The 19,644-nt window shown below is 42.1% G+C and carries 22 protein-coding genes and 2 riboswitches; of the genes, 2 read left to right on the top strand and 20 right to left on the bottom strand.

Going from position 1 to position 19,644, the window contains the following annotated elements; translation table 11 throughout:
- Positions 1 to 8 precede the first annotated feature (8 nt).
- From PAENI_RS27405 to PAENI_RS27370, 8 genes are all read right to left on the bottom strand, one after another.
- Positions 9 to 827 (bottom strand): VanW family protein, encoded by an 819-nt coding sequence (locus PAENI_RS27405; protein WP_262495755.1) that lies wholly within the window; start codon positions 825 to 827, stop codon positions 9 to 11.
- The gene (locus PAENI_RS27400; RefSeq protein ID WP_042188616.1) at positions 828 to 1,352 is read right to left on the bottom strand and encodes a cysteine hydrolase family protein; all 525 of its coding nucleotides are present in this window, start codon (positions 1,350 to 1,352) and stop codon (positions 828 to 830) included.
- Between the two features lie 127 nt (positions 1,353 to 1,479).
- The gene (gene queE / locus PAENI_RS27395) at positions 1,480 to 2,202 is read right to left on the bottom strand and encodes a 7-carboxy-7-deazaguanine synthase QueE (RefSeq protein ID WP_188114709.1); all 723 of its coding nucleotides are present in this window, start codon (positions 2,200 to 2,202) and stop codon (positions 1,480 to 1,482) included.
- Positions 2,195 to 2,677 carry a 6-pyruvoyl trahydropterin synthase family protein gene (locus PAENI_RS27390; protein WP_076298716.1) on the bottom strand — a complete coding sequence of 161 codons (483 nt, stop codon included), beginning with the start codon at positions 2,675 to 2,677 and terminating at the stop codon, positions 2,195 to 2,197. The genes queE and PAENI_RS27390 overlap by 8 nt, the downstream gene beginning before the upstream one ends.
- The gene (queC, locus tag PAENI_RS27385; RefSeq protein WP_042188622.1) at positions 2,677 to 3,339 is read right to left on the bottom strand and encodes a 7-cyano-7-deazaguanine synthase QueC; all 663 of its coding nucleotides are present in this window, start codon (positions 3,337 to 3,339) and stop codon (positions 2,677 to 2,679) included. The genes PAENI_RS27390 and queC overlap by 1 nt, the downstream gene beginning before the upstream one ends.
- Before the next feature lie 29 nt (positions 3,340 to 3,368).
- Positions 3,369 to 3,842 carry a preQ(1) synthase gene (gene queF / locus PAENI_RS27380; protein WP_042193989.1) on the bottom strand — a complete coding sequence of 158 codons (474 nt, stop codon included), beginning with the start codon at positions 3,840 to 3,842 and terminating at the stop codon, positions 3,369 to 3,371.
- 163 nt (positions 3,843 to 4,005) lie between these two features.
- A riboswitch (PreQ1 riboswitch) is annotated at positions 4,006 to 4,049 on the bottom strand.
- 74 nt (positions 4,050 to 4,123) lie between these two features.
- Positions 4,124 to 4,717, bottom strand: coding sequence for an ABC transporter permease (locus PAENI_RS27375; RefSeq protein ID WP_339264969.1), 594 nt, complete (start codon positions 4,715 to 4,717; stop codon positions 4,124 to 4,126).
- A gap of 89 nt (positions 4,718 to 4,806) precedes the next feature.
- Positions 4,807 to 5,655, bottom strand: coding sequence for an ABC transporter ATP-binding protein (locus PAENI_RS27370; RefSeq protein ID WP_149647437.1), 849 nt, complete (start codon positions 5,653 to 5,655; stop codon positions 4,807 to 4,809).
- Between the two features lie 213 nt (positions 5,656 to 5,868).
- On the opposite strand from PAENI_RS27370, the gene ymzB reads away from it, so the two are divergent.
- Complete coding sequence (gene ymzB, locus PAENI_RS27365; protein ID WP_042188628.1) at positions 5,869 to 6,204, top strand: protein YmzB; 336 nt, start codon at positions 5,869 to 5,871, stop codon at positions 6,202 to 6,204.
- A 60-nt stretch (positions 6,205 to 6,264) separates the two neighbouring features.
- Here ymzB and murB read toward each other — a convergent pair whose 3' ends face one another.
- From murB to PAENI_RS27305, 12 genes are all read right to left on the bottom strand, one after another.
- Positions 6,265 to 7,176 carry a UDP-N-acetylmuramate dehydrogenase gene (murB, locus tag PAENI_RS27360; protein WP_149647436.1) on the bottom strand — a complete coding sequence of 304 codons (912 nt, stop codon included), beginning with the start codon at positions 7,174 to 7,176 and terminating at the stop codon, positions 6,265 to 6,267.
- Positions 7,177 to 7,327: 151 nt separating this feature from the next.
- Positions 7,328 to 8,128 (bottom strand): ABC transporter ATP-binding protein, encoded by an 801-nt coding sequence (locus PAENI_RS27355; RefSeq protein ID WP_042188632.1) that lies wholly within the window; start codon positions 8,126 to 8,128, stop codon positions 7,328 to 7,330.
- 75 nt (positions 8,129 to 8,203) lie between these two features.
- Positions 8,204 to 9,238, bottom strand: coding sequence for a FecCD family ABC transporter permease (locus PAENI_RS27350; protein ID WP_149647435.1), 1,035 nt, complete (start codon positions 9,236 to 9,238; stop codon positions 8,204 to 8,206).
- Positions 9,238 to 10,293 (bottom strand): FecCD family ABC transporter permease, encoded by a 1,056-nt coding sequence (locus PAENI_RS27345; protein WP_149647434.1) that lies wholly within the window; start codon positions 10,291 to 10,293, stop codon positions 9,238 to 9,240. Before PAENI_RS27345 ends, PAENI_RS27350 begins: the two co-directional genes overlap by 1 nt.
- Before the next feature lie 221 nt (positions 10,294 to 10,514).
- The gene (locus PAENI_RS27340) at positions 10,515 to 11,522 is read right to left on the bottom strand and encodes an ABC transporter substrate-binding protein (RefSeq protein WP_149647433.1); all 1,008 of its coding nucleotides are present in this window, start codon (positions 11,520 to 11,522) and stop codon (positions 10,515 to 10,517) included.
- 201 nt (positions 11,523 to 11,723) lie between these two features.
- Positions 11,724 to 13,541, bottom strand: coding sequence for an APC family permease (locus PAENI_RS27335; protein ID WP_076298722.1), 1,818 nt, complete (start codon positions 13,539 to 13,541; stop codon positions 11,724 to 11,726).
- A gap of 123 nt (positions 13,542 to 13,664) precedes the next feature.
- A riboswitch (cyclic di-AMP (ydaO/yuaA leader) is annotated at positions 13,665 to 13,823 on the bottom strand.
- A 197-nt stretch (positions 13,824 to 14,020) separates the two neighbouring features.
- On the bottom strand, positions 14,021 to 14,485 hold the full coding sequence (locus PAENI_RS27330; RefSeq protein ID WP_042128176.1) for a disulfide oxidoreductase: 465 nt from the start codon (positions 14,483 to 14,485) through the stop codon (positions 14,021 to 14,023).
- Entirely contained in the window at positions 14,482 to 15,234 is a 753-nt protein-coding gene (locus tag PAENI_RS27325; protein ID WP_149647432.1) for a DsbA family protein, read from the bottom strand. The genes PAENI_RS27330 and PAENI_RS27325 overlap by 4 nt, the downstream gene beginning before the upstream one ends.
- Before the next feature lie 159 nt (positions 15,235 to 15,393).
- Entirely contained in the window at positions 15,394 to 16,710 is a 1,317-nt protein-coding gene (locus PAENI_RS27320) for a hemolysin family protein (protein ID WP_149647431.1), read from the bottom strand.
- A gap of 528 nt (positions 16,711 to 17,238) precedes the next feature.
- Complete coding sequence (locus PAENI_RS27315) at positions 17,239 to 17,466, bottom strand: YhjD family protein (RefSeq protein ID WP_149647430.1); 228 nt, start codon at positions 17,464 to 17,466, stop codon at positions 17,239 to 17,241.
- Positions 17,467 to 17,477: 11 nt separating this feature from the next.
- Positions 17,478 to 17,711 (bottom strand): hypothetical protein, encoded by a 234-nt coding sequence (locus PAENI_RS27310; protein ID WP_149647429.1) that lies wholly within the window; start codon positions 17,709 to 17,711, stop codon positions 17,478 to 17,480.
- 58 nt (positions 17,712 to 17,769) lie between these two features.
- Positions 17,770 to 17,967, bottom strand: coding sequence for a WYL domain-containing protein (locus tag PAENI_RS27305; RefSeq protein ID WP_149647428.1), 198 nt, complete (start codon positions 17,965 to 17,967; stop codon positions 17,770 to 17,772).
- A 208-nt stretch (positions 17,968 to 18,175) separates the two neighbouring features.
- Here PAENI_RS27305 and PAENI_RS32065 point away from each other — a divergent pair, with 208 nt between their 5' ends.
- The gene (locus tag PAENI_RS32065) at positions 18,176 to 19,060 is read left to right on the top strand and encodes a hypothetical protein (protein ID WP_188114708.1); all 885 of its coding nucleotides are present in this window, start codon (positions 18,176 to 18,178) and stop codon (positions 19,058 to 19,060) included.
- Positions 19,061 to 19,644: the final 584 nt, after the last annotated feature.

The following is a 19,644-nucleotide window of genomic DNA, read 5'->3' as shown; positions in this document are numbered from 1 at the left end:
TTATCCTCTTATCCATGAAGAAGCGGAGAATACATCATAAGCGCATAGTTATCCGTTACAGCTTCATCTCCAACTAGGTCGCCGGTACGTGTGAATATTTTTCGACTGATCTTATTGCTACGGATATATCCGCCCCATGGTTCTAGGCTTATCCGATGATCACTTTCGTACACTTCATATTTATAAAGGGACTGCTCATCGCATCTCCATTCCCCATGCAAATGGCTGTCATCCAGCCAGAGCTTTAATTGATACGTTTGATTCGTGTTATTCTTCACTTGAAGATCCAAATAATTATAAGAACAGGTGGCCCCGCTTCCAAATGGCTGTGTACGCTGTTCATCTGGAAATACATCATAGCTGTGCCGATGCCGTTCTGTAACCGTAAGAGGTGTATGCAGTGTCAACCAGTAGATCAGATTGGACAACTGGCACAGTCCCCCGCCGACTCCAGAATGGAAGCCACCATAATGCAGCACCATCCCCTCTAGATACCCTTTTCGCTTACTGGGCTTACCGATGCTTCTCCAATAGGAAAAAGTCTCACCCGGGCGCACCATGAGCCCATCCAGCTTCGTTATCGCCAGACGTAAATTGGTTATTTTATTGTATTGAAGCACCATATCTACATTCCGTAGACTTCTTAATAACGGTGTAGCATGAGTCATTACTTCATTAGATAAAATTTCACTAGTGCGCTGCTTCGCCACCTTGCTGCGGCTAGTGCACCATTTCAAATATCTTTTCCAAATAAAATATCGCTTTCCGGCAAATAGTCTAAGTCGAGAACGCTGAATAGGTTTCATGGCAGCCTGAGGTGTACTCATCTAGAACTGAACCTCGCTTTCAGCTCGTAACTGGGCGAATCTCCCTCCGATTACTGCATTATGATGCTTAACGATCTCACTACTATTCAGTACCCCATTATCAAAGGTGCTATGAGCATCTTGTACGAGAACACTCTTATAACCCATACTGTATGCGCGTCTTATTGTCGTATCTAGGCAGAACTCACTTTGCATCCCACAAATCACCAGATTCGTGATCCCCAGCTTCTGTAGCTCCTCTTGCAGTTCGGTTCGGTGAAAAGCATCCCAAGTAGGCTTCTCCACAATAACTTCACCTTCCTGCGGTGTGATGCGGTGACTGATCTGCCATGTGGGCGTACCTTTTGTATATTCCTCATCTTCGGTGTGTTGAATATAAACTATTGGAGTACCTGCTACCCTAGCTTTGTTCTGAAGGGAAATAATTCTCTCCATTACACCCTCTTCATCATACAGCTTTTGATCAGGATAGGAGAACATAGCTTCTTGAACATCGATAATTAATAGTGCAGTTGAATTTCCCATTTAGTACCTCCTACAACTTTTATGAAAATCATACCAGATTATGGGACATTCTATCTACTATTTAAAGGCTTAAATCAATAAAAAAAGGGCATCTGCTGAGCAGACACCCATTACATTTAAATACTTTTTACTTGCCACGCTTATTATGCCAGATCAATGCATGCAGCTGTGGAAGGACACGTACTCTATTCATCTCAGAGTCTATGATTACTTTATTAAACAACCATTCCAGCCTTCCCAAAAGTCGAGCAGAAATGTCGCCTTCTTCAGTGACATCATCATTCCCAGGCTGCAGAAAGAGCTGCACATTGGGATATCGCTGGTGAATGTCTTTTGCATAATCAAAATCCTTATCGTCAAACACTACGACCTTCAAGCTATGCGTAGAACGACCCAGTTTCTCCATTTTACTCATGATGTTATCTAGCATTTTCCAATTCGTTGTCATTCCTGAGCTTGGGGGTTTAGGGCTAATTGTCAGCACATCCACGTCATTGAACCATTCCTGCCATTTACTGCCCTGAGTTTCTATTGCAGCTTGTATCCCTCGTTCATGAAGCAGGTTAATAAAAGTGCCCATCCCATCACCAATCAAAGCAGGATTACCGCCTGAAATCGTAACACAGTCGAAATTATCTCCAGCTATAGCTAAAAGTTCATTCATAATTTCATCCGAGGTCATCATTCGAACCTTATCCTTAGCAGTACCATCCCAAGTAAAAGCAGAGTCACACCAGCCACAGCGATAATCGCAGCCATAGGTGCGGACAAACATCGTCTTCACTCCAATTACCGCACCTTCGCCTTGAATAGTTGGACCGAACATTTCAATTACAGGAATCTTACTCACAGTCACAGCCTCCATATAAACGGTAGGATGGCCCTTCATCCGGAACATCTTCAGCCAGCACCTCTGCCCAGGAGGTTGGAGTCTCCCATAGCTTTACCGAGTACAAAGGCAACCCTGCTTGCTTAAGCTTGTAGGCAATATATGAAGACATATTCTCCACTGTGGTGCGGAAAGACAACAAGGCTACTTTGGAGCCCGTATTCGTTAACGTCTCTAACACAGGTTCATTTCCCATAGCGAGAAAAGCATGATCTAGACGGTCTACAAGGCTTTGTTGCACTGTCGTCTTGATATCACTGAAGTCAATAACAAACCCTTCGTCTGAATGGCCTTCCGTAGCCTCTGGTTTGCCCTTAAGCACTACTTCGAGCTTATAAGTATGTCCGTGCAGATTGCTGCATTTCCCTTTGTGACCAATTAGTTGATGCGCCGCATCAAACGTAAATATTTTGCAGACTGAAACCTCGTTAAGCATTAAGAACCGGCCTCCATTCTCTCCGCCTCATATTGCTCAAGACCACGCTGACGCAACAGACAGGCTGGACAAGTACCGCAGCCACTGCCAATAATACCGTTGTAACAGGTCAATGTGTGTTCGCGAACATAATCAAAATAACCCAGTTCATCGGCCATTTTCCACGTTTCTTTTTTATCCAGCCACATCAATGGAGTATGTATCGCAAACTCATAGTCCATAGATAAATTCAGCGTAACATTCAATGATTTCACAAATACATCACGGCAGTCCGGATACCCGCTAAAGTCCGTTTGGCAAACCCCAGTGACGATATGGGAATATCCCAATTGTTTAGCTAATATTGCAGAAAAGGATAAAAATAACAGATTCCGTCCATCAACAAATGTACTAGGAAGCTCATCACCTTCGCCAGCAACGATGTCAATATCCTGGCGGGTTAGTGCATTTGGAGCCAGCTGATTAAGCAGCCCAAGATCAAGGATATGCTGTTTTACATTAAACTTAGCTGCTATTTCTGTAGCAACTTCGATTTCAGCCGCATGACGCTGATTATAATTAAAGGTAACTACCTGCACTTCCTCAAACTGCTTCAATGCCCAAACCAGGCAAGTGGTGCTATCTTGTCCGCCGCTAAATACGACGAGTGCTTTTTTGTTCATCTTAATCTCTCCTTATCAACTTGTTGGGATTAGCGGTTATCCACTTTTTCCGGATAGAGGTCGTGATTCATTAAGCGGTGCTCCGCCATCGCCTCATACTTCGTACCCGGTCTTCCATAGTTGCAATAAGGATCAATAGATATTCCTCCACGCGGAGTGAACTTGCCCCATACCTCAATGTATCGTGGGTCCATCAGTGAGATCAGATCATTCATAATAATGTTGACGCAGTCCTCATGAAAGTCACCGTGGTTACGGAAGCTAAACAGATACAGCTTTAATGATTTAGATTCCACCATTTTCTGTTCAGGAATATACGAAATATACAGTGTGGCAAAATCCGGCTGGCCTGTAACAGGACATAAGCTAGTAAACTCAGGGCAGTTGAATTTAACAAAATAATCACGCCCTGGATGCTTGTTATCAAACACCTCAAGAATAGCTGGATCATAACCAAACTTGTACTGCGTTCCCTGATTACCAAGTAAAGTGACTTCTTGCATTTCCTCTTTCAATCTTCCTTCTGACACGACAAAAAACCCCTCTCTTTTCCTTCGGCCTTGGCCGGTAATGGAAAGAAGAACGAGATTTCGAAAACTTTGCTCCACTAAGAAGAAACGGAAGCAACGTCCGGGTTAAGGACTGCATCCGCTTATAAGATTTAATATACTCTTAGTTTTTTATAGAGGGAGTTCGCGAACCTCTCCTGCACAATCCGTGCAGACTTCTTCTTCATGCATATTGCGTCTTGAACTATACCATGGTAATTTGCTTCTGACAAGTTCTACGCTTTGCCCGTCTTCCAAATCCAGAGCGAAAGTACCACAATCCACAAGAGCAAAAGCAGGCTTTCTAGGAGCAATACTCCTTCTCCATTTAGAATACTGTTCAAATTCTGGACGATTTCAATACTTGGCAGAATAACAAAGATCGGATAAGTCCATTCTGGAAGAGCGACGTACACAGAAGCAACTAAGAAAAAAACAACCATAAATGCGGAGCTGATGGCTGAACCATTTTTGGAGGAACTTACCTTTAAACCAATGATAATTCCAACTTGTACAAAGATAATTCCACCCAATAACATATACAATAAGGAAGGGAGTAAATCCATTGTCAAACCTTGATTTAGTACATAAACAATCAGCTGTGATAACAAAGAAAAAACAAGAACAGATCCAGCTTTCGCTGTAATAATCTGGCCTCTGCTTAGCGGAGTAATCAACAGCGCATCATAAGTCTTACTCTCCCGCTCCTCAATTAATCCTGGGCCGGTAATCATGATCCCAACCATCACTTGCGCAAATAATATCCATGTAGAAAGAAGCATGAAGTCCAAACCGCTCTTGTCCACTACAGTGATGATGATTTTAGCCATAAATATAGGCAAAATTATTAGAATTACAGTCGCAGGATTACCCAGTATATCCTTACTTTCATGTTTAAACAGTTTCCATATCTGATAACTCAACTTAGCTCACTTCCCGTCAGGGCAGCGAATACATCTGCCAGCGAAGCTTCTTTGCTGTGCATACTTAGAATTTGATTCATCGACATTAACTGATAGATATGATCTTTAGTAGCTTCTTCTGCAATCGGCCAGGATTTCATAACCACTTTCCCATCCTGCTGATATATAACTTCAATTTCTGGTTTACCATAAATGGTCTTAAGTCTATGCGGTTCATCAAGTGCCACCAATGCACCAGCGTGCATGATGCCCACTCTATCGCTTAATGCCTCGGCTTCGTGCATATCATGCGTCGTTAGGACAATGGTTGTGCCTTCTTCTTGAATTCTCTTGACGTGATTACGTATGAGTGAAGCTGAATTTGGATCTAACCCACTTGTAGGCTCATCTAAAAACAACACTTGAGGCTTATGTAATAATGCTCTGGCGATTAGAACACGCTGCTTCCAGCCTTTGGATAAGCTGCTTACTTTAGCTTTTTCCTTATCTAACAGTTGGAGGGTTTCCATGACTTCATTCACTCGATTTCCTGCTACCCTATACAGATCAGCGAACAGCTCCAGATTATTTCGAATAGAACTACGCATGTATAGGTTCGGAAGCTCGAAAACAACACCAATTTGAGCATGGATTTCTTTTTTATGACGTGAAATATTCATGTCATTAATTAAAATTTCTCCGCTTGTAGACTGAAGAAGCCCTGTCATCATTCGCATCGTTGTAGTCTTCCCTGCACCATTGGGACCTAGAAATCCAAAGACCTCACCTTTCTCCACCGTGAAAGTAATTCGATCAACTGCACACCTCTCCTGATAATATTTTGAGACCTCAGTTAGCTGAATCAATAACACTCCCCCCTTTTTAGAATAGTTAACTTTCTTCTATCCTTATTCTGGTTGTAGAGGATTATCTCTGTTGTTGCTATTCTGTAACATTCGCTATTCCTTAGTACCTTCCTTTGTTCAAATCCGCTCAGATGTGGCAAAAATAAGGATTCAAATCCTAAGAAAAGGGTAACTTAAACATAATAATCTTCGAGGTAAGGGTGGGATCATCTAATGGAACAAAGTATACAGAAACTTATGGATTGGATTAACAGTCATGTGAATGAAACTATTGTAATTGAAAAGAAAGAGCTTCGTGATCTGGATAAAATTCATTTTAATCTAGAGGCTGTTGAGTTTCGGAGTGCGGAGGATGTTATCGATGATTATCTTGGGAGTGCATTAATATTAAAAGGATTTGGCAGCACTTTAAACGCCGATGGTGAGCTAGTATCGCTACCACACTCCACCTATGACTTAGCTATTGACGGGCTTCGGATTGAGGACATAAGTGATCGCAAGGCGGAAATAACTACTGAAAGAGCTAAATATACCCTTTCTGTGGATTAAGCCATATGTAATGACAGCAAAAGAGCCCACAGTAATCTGTGGGCTCTTTCTAATAAATAGTTACTCTTCCCCAATGATCTCCACTTCAGTTTCAAGCTCCACGCCGAATTTATCCTTCACAATCGCTCTTACATGGTGAATTAGCCCAATGTAATCGCTGGCGGTTGCATTATCTGCATTTACAATAAACCCTGCATGCTTCTTGGATACCTCAGCACCACCGATTCTTGTTCCCTGCAAGCCACTCTCTTGAATTAACTGACCTGCAAACCGACCTGGAGGACGTTTAAAGACACTACCACAGGAAGGATACTCAAGCGGTTGCTTGGATTCACGCAGGTAAGTAAGTTCATCCATTTTCGACTTGATGGCTAATGCATCACCTGAAGTCATAGCAAAATTGGCCTCAAGTACGATGTATTCACCGCTTGCGAATACGCTTTTTCTATAACCCCATTGCAGCTCATCCCCTTGCAGAGTCACTAATTGTCCGCTCTTAGTTATAGCCAGCGCACTATGCAGTACATCTTTAATTTCTCCGCCGTAAGCGCCTGCGTTCATGTATAACGCTCCACCAACCGTTCCGGGAATGCCACAGGCGAACTCAAGACCCGTAAGCTCCATATCCAGCGCATATCTGGAAACATCAATAATCTTAGCGCCGCACTCCGCATATAAGAGATTGTCTCGAATCCCCACATCCGTTAGTCCTGCCGTTTGCAGAACTATTCCACGCACTCCTCCATCACGGATAATCACATTGGAGCCATTCCCAAGTACCGTAAGGTTTATCCCATTCTGTTCCGCATATGTAACGATCTTTTGAATTTCCTCATAAGTAGCTGGTGCTGCCAAAATATCAGCTTTACCGCCCATTTTGGTATACACGTGATCTTTTAAGTTCTCATGACTCTTCACAATCCCTGCAGTCATTAGCTGCTCTAGGTCATTTTGAATTTTGTCAATATTCATGTTTCATGCTCCTTTAACCATGTATAAATGATGGTCCTTGATCTATTTTTAGTAGTGGTATCATGGATTTGTAGGCAACCACAACTGTAACAACGAACAGGCTCCCTTGTCAATGACGGGAGCCTGTTCGTTGTATGATTTTCAATTATGATTACACAGCTTTGTATGCAGCAAGCTCGTAAGGAAGGCACAGCGGCACACCGGTGCGTGGATCTGGAACAATATCTGCCTCAATTCCAAACACTTCCCGCAGTACATCTGGTGTCATAACTTCAGTAGGTGAGCCTTCACTAACCACAGTACCGGATTTAATAGCTACCATATGCTGTGCATAACGAGTAGCATGATTCAAATCATGCACGACCATGATAATGGTACGGCCTTCTTCCTCATTCAGCTTTTGCAGAAGCTGTAGAACTTCAAGCTGGTGAGCCATATCTAGAAATGTTGTTGGTTCGTCCAGGAATAGAATGTCAGTTTCTTGCGCCAATGCCATAGCGATCCAAGCACGCTGACGTTGTCCTCCAGATAAGCGGTCAATCGGACGGTCATGGAAAGGCTCCATACCTGTAACAGTGATTGCGTTGGAGATAATGCTGCGATCCTCTGCTGTCATTGTGCCAAATCCTTTTTGATGCGGGAAGCGACCATAGCTGACAAGTTCAGAGACCGTTAGTCCGTCTGGAGCCGTTGGGTTTTGCGGTAAGATCGCAAGCTGACGAGCTACCTCTTTCGTTGAAAAGTTATGGATCGATTTACCGTCCAACATTACACTGCCGCTCTTAGGCTTCATGATCCGGGCCATTGTTTTAAGAATTGTAGATTTACCAGAACCGTTAGCGCCCACTAGTGCGGTTATTTTTCCCGTAGGGATAGTTAAGTTCAACCCTTTAACAATTGTAGCCTCTGCATACCCAATACTTAACTCTTCTGTGTTCAAACGTTCTGACATGTTAACAACTCCTTAAAAGTTTTATGGAGCTATGCTCCTAGAATGAACTACATAGTAAAACTCGCTTCGTACGCATTATGCTTTCGATTTGGCGAGTAAATATAAAAAGTAAGGTGCACCAATGATCGCAACCACGATGCCTGTTGGAACTTCTGCAGGCTGTAACACCCATCTGCCGATAGTATCAGCAGTAATCATAAGAAGCGCCCCTGTCAACGCACTAGCGGGCAATAATACCTGATGACGGGGTCCCACAAGCTTGCGGGCAAGATGTGGTGCAATTAGGCCGACAAAGCCAATTCCTCCACTTACAGCAACGCAGGAGCCGGCAAGCGCAACTGCTGTCACTAGAAGGAGAATACGCTCCTTCTCCACTCGCATTCCAAGCCCTACTGAAGTATGGTCCCCTAGATTCAATACATTAAGAATACGGGCTTTATAGAAGGCGAACGGTAACAGAATCGCTATCCAAGGTAGCAGAGCAAGTACGAATCTCCAATCGCCACCCCATATTTTCCCGGCGATCCAAGTCGCTACAAACTGATAATTATTAGGATCAAGCCGAAGTGCCAACACCAGCTGGCAAGCGTTAATTCCGGCAGCGACTGCAATCCCGATAAGGATCAACCTTGTTGGAGATAGACCATCTGCTTTTCTATAAGCAAGAATATAGATTAAAGCGGCGGTTAAGCTAGCCCCACCAAGCGCTAAGAGCGGCAAGACAAATACCGGAGCTGCTGTTGTAGCCGGAAAAAACGAGATAAAAATGATTACCGCAAAACCAGCACCCGCACTTATGCCCAGCGTAGCCGGTTCGGCAAGTGCATTTCTTGCGAGACTTTGTAAAATACAGCCTGACACTGCAAAGCCCGCTCCAACCAACAATGAAATTACGATGCGAGGTAATCTGAAATCAAATAAAATAAGCTTTTGCTGATGAGTTCCATCACCCAGCAGTGTATGTAATACCTCCCGTGGGGATAGACGCATAAATCCTGTATTCATACTGACAATAAAAACAACAACGATCAATATGGCAAGGACCGATAACACTGTAATAGCACGTGTACGGCGTTCATTTTCATTGGGAGAAAGGGTTGTTCTGTGCATTACAGCTCCCCCTTCCGCTTACTCGCTAAGTAAATAAAGAAAGGTACACCGATGATGGCAATTAATGCGCCTAGCGGCGTCTCATAAGGGGCATTTATCATTCTAGCGGCGATATCCGCAAAGATGATCAATAAGCTCCCAAGAACTGCCGAGCAAGGAATGATCCAGCGATAATCTACTCCAACGAAATAACGTGCTACATGTGGAATAATTAGTCCTATAAAAGCAATCGGGCCAACCATTGAGACTGCACTTCCGGCAAGAACTACTACAACAATCATACATGCCAACTGTACTAATCTTGTCCGCTGCCCCAGACCAACTGCAACTTCTCTTCCTAAGCTGAGTAAGGTGACAGACCGCGCTAACATCATCGCTGCGATTAATGCCACGAACACCCAAGGAAAAATAATCTTGATCTGAGTCCAGCTTGCCCCACCCATTCCGCCAGCCAACCAGAAGGCTATATCCTGGGATAAGTTAAAAAGAATAGCTATGCCCTGACTAACAGCAACCAGTAGTGCACTAACCGCGGAACCTGCCAGCGTCAAACGTAAAGGGGTAAGGCCATTAAAAGATAGCGACCCGATTCCAAATACGATAAAAGACGCTATAGCAGCACCTATAAAACAAAACAACATTAGTGAAGTGAATGAGATCGAAGGTGCAAAAGCAAAAACTATGGCCAGCGCTACACCTGCTCCCGCATTCAAGCCTAACAGACCTGAATCCGCAAGAGGGTTCCTTGTCATCCCCTGCATGATTGCCCCTGCTACTGCGAAGCAAGCACCGACCAAAGCACCTGCTATCGCGCGTGGAAATCGCAGTTCTCTTATCACCTGATGTTTTTGTATATCTGGATTGAAATGAAATATTGCTTCCCATACCGTAGCTAGCTTGATATCTGCCGCACCCACTGAGACCGAAAGTGCAAGTCCAAAGGCAATGGCAGCGAGTCCAATCACTAGAATACCCATTGCAGCTGCCGGTCGGGTATGTAGAGCTTTTTGTGTATCATTTTTATTACGATGTGCGAAATCTGAGGGTGAAACCATGAGTCGTCTCCTTAATCGATAGTTACAATGGTCTATATGATAACAACAATCATTCTCATTATCGCAAAAAAAATTAGGTTGTACAATTGTAGGAGTTATTTTTCAGTAATACAGGAATTGGTTTATAAAAAAATGGTGCAGATCTAAGTATCCTAAGATACTTGATCTGCACGCCCTTCCCCACCTAAATGATCAGTCTCATTCATGGTGTACTACGACTTTTATTTCACAAAACTTTTTAACACATCGTCAATAATTTTGCCGCCAGCGTTCGCACCACTGTACAGCCAACTGCTGGTTGAGCTCATTTCATGCACATTACCAGCTTTTACAGCCGGGATGCCTTTCCAAATCGCACTGTCCAGAATCTCCGAACCCTCAGTCTTATCACTATTTACAAGGATAATATGATCTGCTGTCAGCTCAGAAAGCTTCTCTAGCGAAATTGGATTCCAAGTAGCTCTTGTACCAACAGGAATTTCTGTTACTAAGTTAGGCAGCTTTACACCAAGGTCTGTATATAATACAGCACCACTGCTGCGAGTTTCGTCTACAATATAGAAGTTCTTTTGTACCAACCATAAAATCGCCACGGACTCATCTCCAATAGCTCCTTTAAGCTTTTCTTTCGCTGCAGCCGCTTTATCTTCATAATCTTTGATGGCTTTCTCTGCTTCAGGGGTCTTGTTCAGAATTTCACCAATCTTGAGTAGCGATTTACGCCAATCTTGATTTAGTTCATCCCCAATTACATAAGTCGGTGCAATCTTATTCAGTTGGTCATAGATACCGTTCTGTACAGAAGATTCCGATGGGATGAGAATTAGATCCGGAGCAAAGCTGGTTACTGCCTCGAGCGGAAGATCGTAGCTGATCGTAGGAACATCCTTCAATTCAGTGGACAGATAATCCTGAACACCATTAGGCACAGACCATTGTGCTACTGGAGTCACACCTAGAGTTACTAAAGCATCCTCCAAATAAGAACCCAGTACACGTTGTGGATTTGCCGGAATCGTTACTTCATGTCCCATTGCATCCGTTAACGTCTTAGGAGCTGCAGGAGCTTCTGTGGCTTCAGTAGTAGGTGCTGTAGTTGGTTCTGTCCCTGCGTTTGAAGCGTTACCGGAATTATTATTACCGCAAGCGGATAAAAATAGCACCATCACCATTAATCCGATCATCGTTAATTTCATGCTTCCAAATCTTTTTCTGTTAAACAAAAACATTAAATACCCTCCTAGTGTGTACAAGCTAAGTTACCCAAAGGTGTTGCCTACCTCTGCCTCACTTTTAAATGATATTGATTCTCATTCTCTATGTCAACATATAAATTTAAAATTTTGTGGATTTGCAACAATTTCCTTCTTAAAAAATACAAAAAGGCTATATTCCGAACGTTCCGGATATAGCCTCTCCTTAATGATCCATTATTTATTCAAATGATATGGGACAGTCGCAACTACAACATCTTTTGAATTCATTAGATACGAACGGATTAAAAAGCTGGTCTGATTATGAAGTACAGCTTGCCACCAATGCTTAGTTATAAACTGTGGAATCAGAATCGTGATATGATCCGTCGCTGCGGTCTTCCACTCCACTGTATCAATAAATTTCACTAACGGACGAATAATACTGCGATATCTGGAACGAAGTACGATCAGGCGTACACCCGGATTCCATTCCTCCCACCGTTGCTCCATTTTTTGAATGTCCTCTTCATCAAAGCCAACATACACGGCTACAACATTATCCGTTAAAGACTTGGCATAGCTGATGGAATGTAGTACAGCACGTGTTACACCCGCAACAGGAACAACAACTGTACTGCCTTTAATCAAAGGTTTATCTGTACTCGGGCATATACGAAGCTGATCTGCAGTGTTCAAATAGTGCTTGTGAATCCGGTGGAACACGAACATTACAGCAGGTAAGAAAATGAAAGCCATCCATACGCTTGAGAATTTAGTGATGATAAAAATAAGCGTAATCGTCAATGTAGTCAGCATACCGATGGTATTTACAACAAATCTTTTTTTCCATCCCGCTGGTTTTGTTTTAAACCAATGAACCATCATTCCTAGCTGTGACAATGTGAAAGGAATGAATACACCAACCGCATAAAGTGGAATCAAGCTTTCTGTATTTCCGTGGAATGCAGCTACAAGCACAGCAGACAGAACACCTAGAAAAATAATACCATTAGAGAAACCTAGACGGTCACCACGAACCATAAAAGCATGTGGCATATATTTATCTTTTGCAAACATAAATGCGAGCAGCGGGAACGCTGAGTAAGCTGTATTAGCTGCCAAGAACAAAATTACTGCTGTGATACCTTGAATGAAAAAATATAAGGTTCCGCGGCCAAAGGTCGATTCAGCGATCTGAGAAACAACCGTTGCCTTTTCATCAGGCACTATGCCGTACCAATACGCCAGTAGTGTGATACCTGTAAACATAAATCCAAGTATAACCCCCATGACCATTAAGGTCTTGGCTGCGTTCTTTTCAGCTGGTGCTTTAAAGTTTGGAATGGCATTAGATACAGCCTCTACACCCGTAAGTGCCGAACAGCCAGAACTGAAGGCTTTTAATAGTAGAAACAAACTAACATTAGAAACAGCAGAGCCAATTTCCGGGACATTCGCATGTACGCCACCTGCTGCATATTTAATAATACCGGAGATAATTAACACTACAATTGACACCACAAACAAATACACTGGGATTGCGATGAATGAAGCTGATTCTGTAACTCCGCGAAGATTAATCAAAGTAAGTAAAATAATAACGGATACTGCAATAAGAACGGTGTGATTATGAAGACTTGGAAAAGCCGATGTGATCGCATCCGTCCCTGCCGACGCACTAACAGCTACGGTCAGAATGTAATCCACTAACAAAGACCCTCCTGCTAAGAGCCCTGTCGGAACACCAAGATTACTCTTGGCAACGATGTAAGCTCCGCCTCCCTGAGGATAAGCGTAAATCGTCTGCCGATAGGATAAAATCAGGATGGCCAGCAGGCCCAATACGGCTAATGCAATTGGCAGGGAATACCAGATGGCAGTAAACCCCGCAGCCACCAGTACAATCAAAATTTGTTCCGTTCCGTAGGCTACAGACGAGAGCGCATCAGAAGACAGGACAGCCAGTGCTTTAACCTTGGATAACTTTTCATGATCGAGTTCGTTCGACTTCATCGGACGCCCGATCAATAGTCGTTTTACCTTGCTTACCATGGTGGATACAGTTCCTTTCTTTGGGAGCTGAAACGGAATTTCCGCGCGCTGTTTTCATTGGTGGATTTCATAAATGCAGACACTAAAAATAGCATACGGAAATGATCCGCATGCTATGCATGGTCATTATCCCACCTTTGCTTACGAGGTTAGCTGGCGGATTCGGGCTGTGGTTTAGCCCTACGGTATAAGTCTAATCGACCCATTCCGATTCACCCCATTGGCACATATGCCAAGTTTGGTTCCCCCGTTTTTCCTAAGAAAATTCAGCGCATATTCAACTTCTCACAAGGTCTAATATTAGTCTACAAAGTGTATACAGTAAAGCGTTGAAAAAAATGAAAAAAGAATGAAAAAACATCCAGTAAGCGCAAATTCAGCGTCTTATTGGATGCTCTCTTTCATTCTCTTCAATTATCCCTCTGGATCGTGTTTTTAATCACTTTTCACATTTTTTCGGATCCTTTAAAATTAAAAAATCAAAATCCTAAACTTTCCTCTGTATCTAACTCCATCACTTCTTCTTCCTTGCGTCCGTACCAAAGTAAAATGCTAATTAAAGCAAAAGCGATTAATGCAAGGAAAGGAATCGTAATGAATCCAAAAAAGTTCAAGTAATCCTTATTACAAGGAACACCAATTGTACAAGGAAGCACTTTACTTAACGCGGGAATCTTCTGCTCCGCATAATGATAGATCGAGATACTGCCACCAATCAAGCTTAGTGGAAGTACATATGGGATAATCCTTTTATCCCCTCGAAACGTCGCAATTCCCAAGAGGAATAACTGAGGATACATAAAAATTCGCTGAAACCAGCAAAGCTTACAAGGTTCATATTTCAATACTTCGCTCAGATATAAGCTACCAGCAACAGCAACTAAAGAGACGAACCAGGCCAGATACAGGCAGTTACGCTTGCAAAAAGATAGGAACTTTGTCACTTTGCCTCCACAGCTTTTGCGGCGTCGTTAATTTCAGTTGAAATCGCTTCAATGTTAAATGGATCCGCAGTCATTACTCCATTGATATAAAGGGATGGTGTAGTCGTCACCCCAGCTTCACTAGCTAACAGCATACCCTTATTCAGCTCATCTGCATACGTACGATCTTTAATATCTTTACGAAGCAGTTCGTAATCGATAGCTAACTTCTCTTTCTCCGCAAGGCTTACTAAGAAATCTTCAGTCGCCCATTCTTCGCTCTCATCACCTTGCTGAGCATATACAGCATCATAGAACTTCCAGAATTCATCATGATTCTGATGGTAAACAGATAATGCAGCAAGTGAGGCAGTTTCAGAGTCTGGACCAACGAAAGCCATATTTACAAAGTAGAGCGCTGCTTTTCCCTCGTTGACAAAATCTTGAACAATTTTCGGTTTAACTGAAGTTGCAAACTGGGAACACGCTGGACATTTTAAGTCTCCAAATTCAACAATTTTAACAGGTGCATCCTCTTTACCGACTCTAGGTAGCTCACTGTAATTGAATGCTACTGGTTCTCCCGAAGTGGCATTTTTTGCGCCATCTTTCGAAGCTAACATAAACAATCCAACAAAAATGATGACTACTAAAGCTATTGAACTAATAATTAAAATTCTCGTCTTCTGCTTTTGCTGCTCCTGTTCTACCCGCCGTTTCTCTTGTTTGCTAAGCTGGGGAACGCTTGTACTTTTATTAGGTTTACTCAAGGAGAGTTCCTTTCTGTCCTCTGTGGACTAATGTAGTTTTTATCATATACATTTAAAATTATATAATTTTTAATCTCTTTTTGGCAAACAATACTGTAAAAACGCTGTAAAAAAGACACAGCGCTATAGCACTGTGTCCTAATATTACTAATAAGTTCGTTATGCACCAGCTTCTTCAGTCAATAGCTGTAACTTCAGCAGCTTAATTCGAGAAATCCGCTTATTATCCGTTTCTTCCACAATAAACAGATGATCATCAAATTCTACTGACTGTCCTTTTTGAGGTGGATTAACCTCCAATTTAGAATACAGCCAACCGCCTATCGTATCATAATCCTCAGTATCCATATGGAGCCCCAAAAGATCATTGATCTCTTCAATAAGCATCAAGCCGTCGATGGAGTGTTCATCCTCCCCCAGCTTCTCAACACCAGGACGTTCTTCGTCGAACTCATCCTGAATTTCTCCTACAATTTCCTCCATGATATCTTCCAGCGTAACCATTCCTGATGTTCCACCGTACTCATCAATCAGAATGGCGATTTGTGTCTTTGCGCGCTGCATGACTTTCAACAGAGCACTAATCTGAATAGATTCTGGTACGGTTAGTATAGGACGAATCAATTTATTATAGCTTTGTTCACGATCCCTAATTAAGTCCTTGATATGAATGAAGCCTAGGATATGATCCTTATCACCATCACAAACTGGATAACGCGTCCTCATTCCATCAAAAGCAATCTCAAGGTTCTCTTCCGTTGAAAGATGATTATTCAGGCAGATCATTTCTGTTCGAGGAATCATGATCTCACGGGCCATTGTATCCACAAATTCAAAAATATTGTCAACCAGCGCCATTTCGGTATTATCAATAAATCCGCTTTTATTACTTTCTTGCATGATAATACGGATTTCTTCTTCCGTATGCGCCGTTCCCAGCTCTGAAGCAGGGGATAAATGGAAGATCAGTAATAAACCACGTGCCAGCCCATTTACGATCCAAATCACTGGATACATGATCTTGTAAAACACATTCATCGGTCCAGATGTTAGCAAAAGGACAGATTCAGCCTTGTTAACTGCAATAGTCTTAGGTGCAAGCTCTCCTAGTACGATATGCAAGATAGTGATAAACATTAGAGCAATAATCAAAGATACAACATTAACAGCGGTTACTCCAAAACCTATACTTCCTAATAAGGGCCCAACAAGGTTAGCTATAGCGGGTTGCCCCAACCATCCTAGCGCAAGTGAAGCCAATGTAATACCAAGCTGACAGGCGGATAGATAACCTTCCAAGTTGCGTACGATGCTTCTCGCTTTTAAAGCTTTTTTACTACCTTCTTCAATAAGGGTATCAATTCTACCGCTTCGTACTTTCACCATTGCGTATTCGACTGAAACAAAAAATCCATTTAATAATACCAACAGAATAATAAGACCTACGTGTAATATACCGGGTAAAGGGTCGCTCAATTTATAATCCTATCCATCATTCTCCGTACGGATGGATAGGCCCACCTCCTTCGTTTTTTCAGAGTATCGGCAAGAAGCTTGCCAGTTGTTCCTTTCAGTATCAATTTCCCAATGGTTTCATCTCCAGTCTGGAATCACGTTTTTGAATATATACTTTATTATATTATTACATAGCCCATCAAAACAGGTCAAAACCAGTGTAAAAATATGATCTATTTTTGCCGCTGATGGACACATACCTCTTAATAGTAGAAACAGGTACAAACTAATAAAAAGAGATTATGTGATTTTTCCGTGATTTTATCAGATGATTTTCTTTTGTTCTAATTTCTTATAAATGTGTTCCTTCTATTATATATGTTAAGTCTTTAGAACCCGTCCCGTCAACCGGAGCACCTCCAGCTTACGTTGAAGTTCCAATTGCTAATCATGATCATTCGTAACGCTTGCCAGTCTAGACTGATTTTCGAACATCAGTCAGTCGCAACAGCAATGACGGGGCATTTATTTATGTAGTCATCATTTTATTTATTGCTGCGACTCTTTTAGCAGCGTCCCGAGGTCGGACGTATACTTCGTCAGTTGGAGGCTAATTTCAGCCCGCATTACATCCCGAGTCATTCCGAACCTCTCCTGGTAACCGCGAAAAAATATTTTGTAATAGGAGATAAAATCATCCTGTTCCTCGTACTGCTCAACATGCTCTGTCATGATCATTTTCGTTTTCCAGCGTTCATTTCCCTCAAGTTTGGTCACAGTGACCCCTCCTAATGATAAAGCCAGTAATCAATATTAGTACCGCCTCTGCCGTTCTCAGTGCCTTGTTGTGGCGTTTTATCGTACGGCACGTTCCGTTCCCAATTATCGATAATAATTATTGGCTCGATAGGCGTAGACACATCCCAAACTATATAATGCTCCGCAGACAACACCTTAAACCCCTTGATTATCTCTGCAGGGTGACGTCCGCTCAATCGTCCCAACTCTTTGATGTTTGGCATCCGCCTGAAGTGATTTCTAAACTGCGATATACTCCGCAGCAGTTTGTGCGAAGTATCATCAAGCATGACGCTTCTCCGCAACCGGTCTCCAGGATAATATGCTATCAGCCAAGAATACCCTCGGTGCGCCGGTAGTCAGGCATGCTGCTCGGATACGTCCGTCACGGATACGGAGGATCTCGATCTTGCGTTGTGTAATCATCTTCGACTTGTTCTGGTATATAATTTCAACTATTTGGCCGACACTCATTTTCATATGATCTCCTCCGAAAACAAGAACATTCGTTTGTATTATAACCAAACATGCATTCTTAAAACAACAAGGAATTTAATCACTAATTGGTATAAAAAGAAAAATGAATTTATTTAAACATCTTATTACATATATAGTCATATATGTTTAGACAATCCTTGTCTAATTTTGTAAAGTCATAAACGATAATACATAATGAGGAGTGCAACCAATGAAAAAGATTAAAATTATTTTGATGTTTTTACTTATCTTCGCTGCTTTCCCTCTAAATAACGCTCTTGCTTATCAGGGTGGCCTTTTAGATGGAAAAACAATGACCATGGGTAGAGGAGTTAACTCAAATACAGGTGGAACTACTACAGTAGCTACTGATGGAGATAACTCGACAATACTTTCTTTACCTGATTCCTCCGGTCAAAATCCCTATACTATATGGTACACTTTTGATACAACTGTAGATCTAGACTCTTATCAGATTTCTATGAAAGGCACCAAGCTAACCTTATCTTTACATGATTCTAATGGTAATTATATTGTGACAAATAAAATCATTGAAGATACGAATGGGAATAGAATTGGGCTCTCCGCTAAATCAGTAAAATATGTATCGCTGAGGAATAATGGCAGTGGTCCCATTCAAATCAATGACTTCGATATTTTCGGTAGTTTAACACCAACTTCAACACCAACACCAACACCAACACCAACACCAACACCAACACCAACACCAACACCAACACCAACACCAACACCAACACCTACTCCAGTACCTACAAGTACCCCAAGCCCAACTGTTACACCATCACCGACACCAACAATGACGCCTGAACCTACAGTAACTCCAGAGCAGCCTTCAGGTGATCGCGCTATCCTTACAATCACATTAATTAATGGGACAGAAAAGGAATACGATCTCCCGATCGCTGAAGTAGATGCTTTCTTGAAATGGTATGACTCCCGTGATGCTGGTCGAGGACCTGGATTATATGCTATTGATAAACACTCAAATAACAAAGGTCCGTTCAGCAAACGTAAAGACTATGTTGTATTCGATAAGATACTTACCTTTGAAGTTAGTGAGTACACAGCACAATAAACAGAAAAATAACCCGTCGACCAATTAAGGTTGACGGGTTATTTTTATCTATGCTCTAGATTCAGACCGCTCTCGAACGAAATGGGTGCCCACAATCTTAATTGAGTCTGGTGTGTAACCTCTACAATGACGTCATTATCCATGAAGTGACGGATCAGGTCCGGATCTTCTCGGTAACATAGAGATACCCTAGATTAAGTCAGTGCTGCCGTCAGAAACTCTGAATCTGATACCAACACCTCATTTGTAACACTCACCTCTTTCAATAATCCCCCATTGCAGGCAGGGATCTATTAGCCTGGCTGAAAAAACACCATTTCACCAATAAGCCTGGAACCCCCCCCCCCACTTACCAATTAAAATTGACGAAGTGATACTTATTGTTTTGTATGTATTGAATTTTTTCTTATCCATAACTCTCAGATGTATAGTATGTATCAGTAATTCCCTCAAGTATGTACTGCATAATCTTAAAATCTATTACTATTTCAAATTTTAACATGAAAAATTTTCAATTTATGTATTGTAATTACTATATAAAAAATGTAAACTTTTACAAGTAGTCGAACTTTGTCTACAAATAA

Origin of the sequence: Paenibacillus sp. B2(2019) (assembly GCF_008370385.1) — a bacterium.
In the GTDB taxonomy this organism is placed as follows: domain Bacteria; phylum Bacillota; class Bacilli; order Paenibacillales; family Paenibacillaceae; genus Paenibacillus_AQ.
This window is presented reverse-complemented; position numbering and strand designations above follow the sequence as displayed.

Excerpts from the sequence above, each read along its gene's own strand:
- PAENI_RS27340 (WP_149647433.1), bottom strand. The coding sequence starts at position 11,522 with ATGTTTTTGTTTAACAGAAAAAGATTTGGAAGCATGAAATTAACGATG.
- PAENI_RS27350 (WP_149647435.1), bottom strand. The coding sequence starts at position 9,238 with ATGCACAGAACAACCCTTTCTCCCAATGAAAATGAACGCCGTACACGT.
- PAENI_RS27305 (WP_149647428.1), bottom strand. The coding sequence starts at position 17,967 with ATGAAAATGAGTGTCGGCCAAATAGTTGAAATTATATACCAGAACAAG.
- ymzB (WP_042188628.1), top strand. The coding sequence starts at position 5,869 with ATGGAACAAAGTATACAGAAACTTATGGATTGGATTAACAGTCATGTG.
- queF (WP_042193989.1), bottom strand. The coding sequence starts at position 3,842 with ATGCAAGAAGTCACTTTACTTGGTAATCAGGGAACGCAGTACAAGTTT.
- PAENI_RS27405 (WP_262495755.1), bottom strand. The coding sequence starts at position 827 with ATGAGTACACCTCAGGCTGCCATGAAACCTATTCAGCGTTCTCGACTT.
- PAENI_RS27375 (WP_339264969.1), bottom strand. The coding sequence starts at position 4,717 with ATGGCTAAAATCATCATCACTGTAGTGGACAAGAGCGGTTTGGACTTC.
- PAENI_RS27390 (WP_076298716.1), bottom strand. The coding sequence starts at position 2,677 with ATGCTTAACGAGGTTTCAGTCTGCAAAATATTTACGTTTGATGCGGCG.
- PAENI_RS27345 (WP_149647434.1), bottom strand. The coding sequence starts at position 10,293 with ATGGTTTCACCCTCAGATTTCGCACATCGTAATAAAAATGATACACAA.
- PAENI_RS32065 (WP_188114708.1), top strand. The coding sequence starts at position 18,176 with ATGAAAAAGATTAAAATTATTTTGATGTTTTTACTTATCTTCGCTGCT.
- PAENI_RS27355 (WP_042188632.1), bottom strand. The coding sequence starts at position 8,128 with ATGTCAGAACGTTTGAACACAGAAGAGTTAAGTATTGGGTATGCAGAG.
- queC (WP_042188622.1), bottom strand. The coding sequence starts at position 3,339 with ATGAACAAAAAAGCACTCGTCGTATTTAGCGGCGGACAAGATAGCACC.
- PAENI_RS27310 (WP_149647429.1), bottom strand. The coding sequence starts at position 17,711 with ATGCCAAACATCAAAGAGTTGGGACGATTGAGCGGACGTCACCCTGCA.
- murB (WP_149647436.1), bottom strand. The coding sequence starts at position 7,176 with ATGAATATTGACAAAATTCAAAATGACCTAGAGCAGCTAATGACTGCA.
- PAENI_RS27400 (WP_042188616.1), bottom strand. The coding sequence starts at position 1,352 with ATGGGAAATTCAACTGCACTATTAATTATCGATGTTCAAGAAGCTATG.
- PAENI_RS27335 (WP_076298722.1), bottom strand. The coding sequence starts at position 13,541 with ATGGTAAGCAAGGTAAAACGACTATTGATCGGGCGTCCGATGAAGTCG.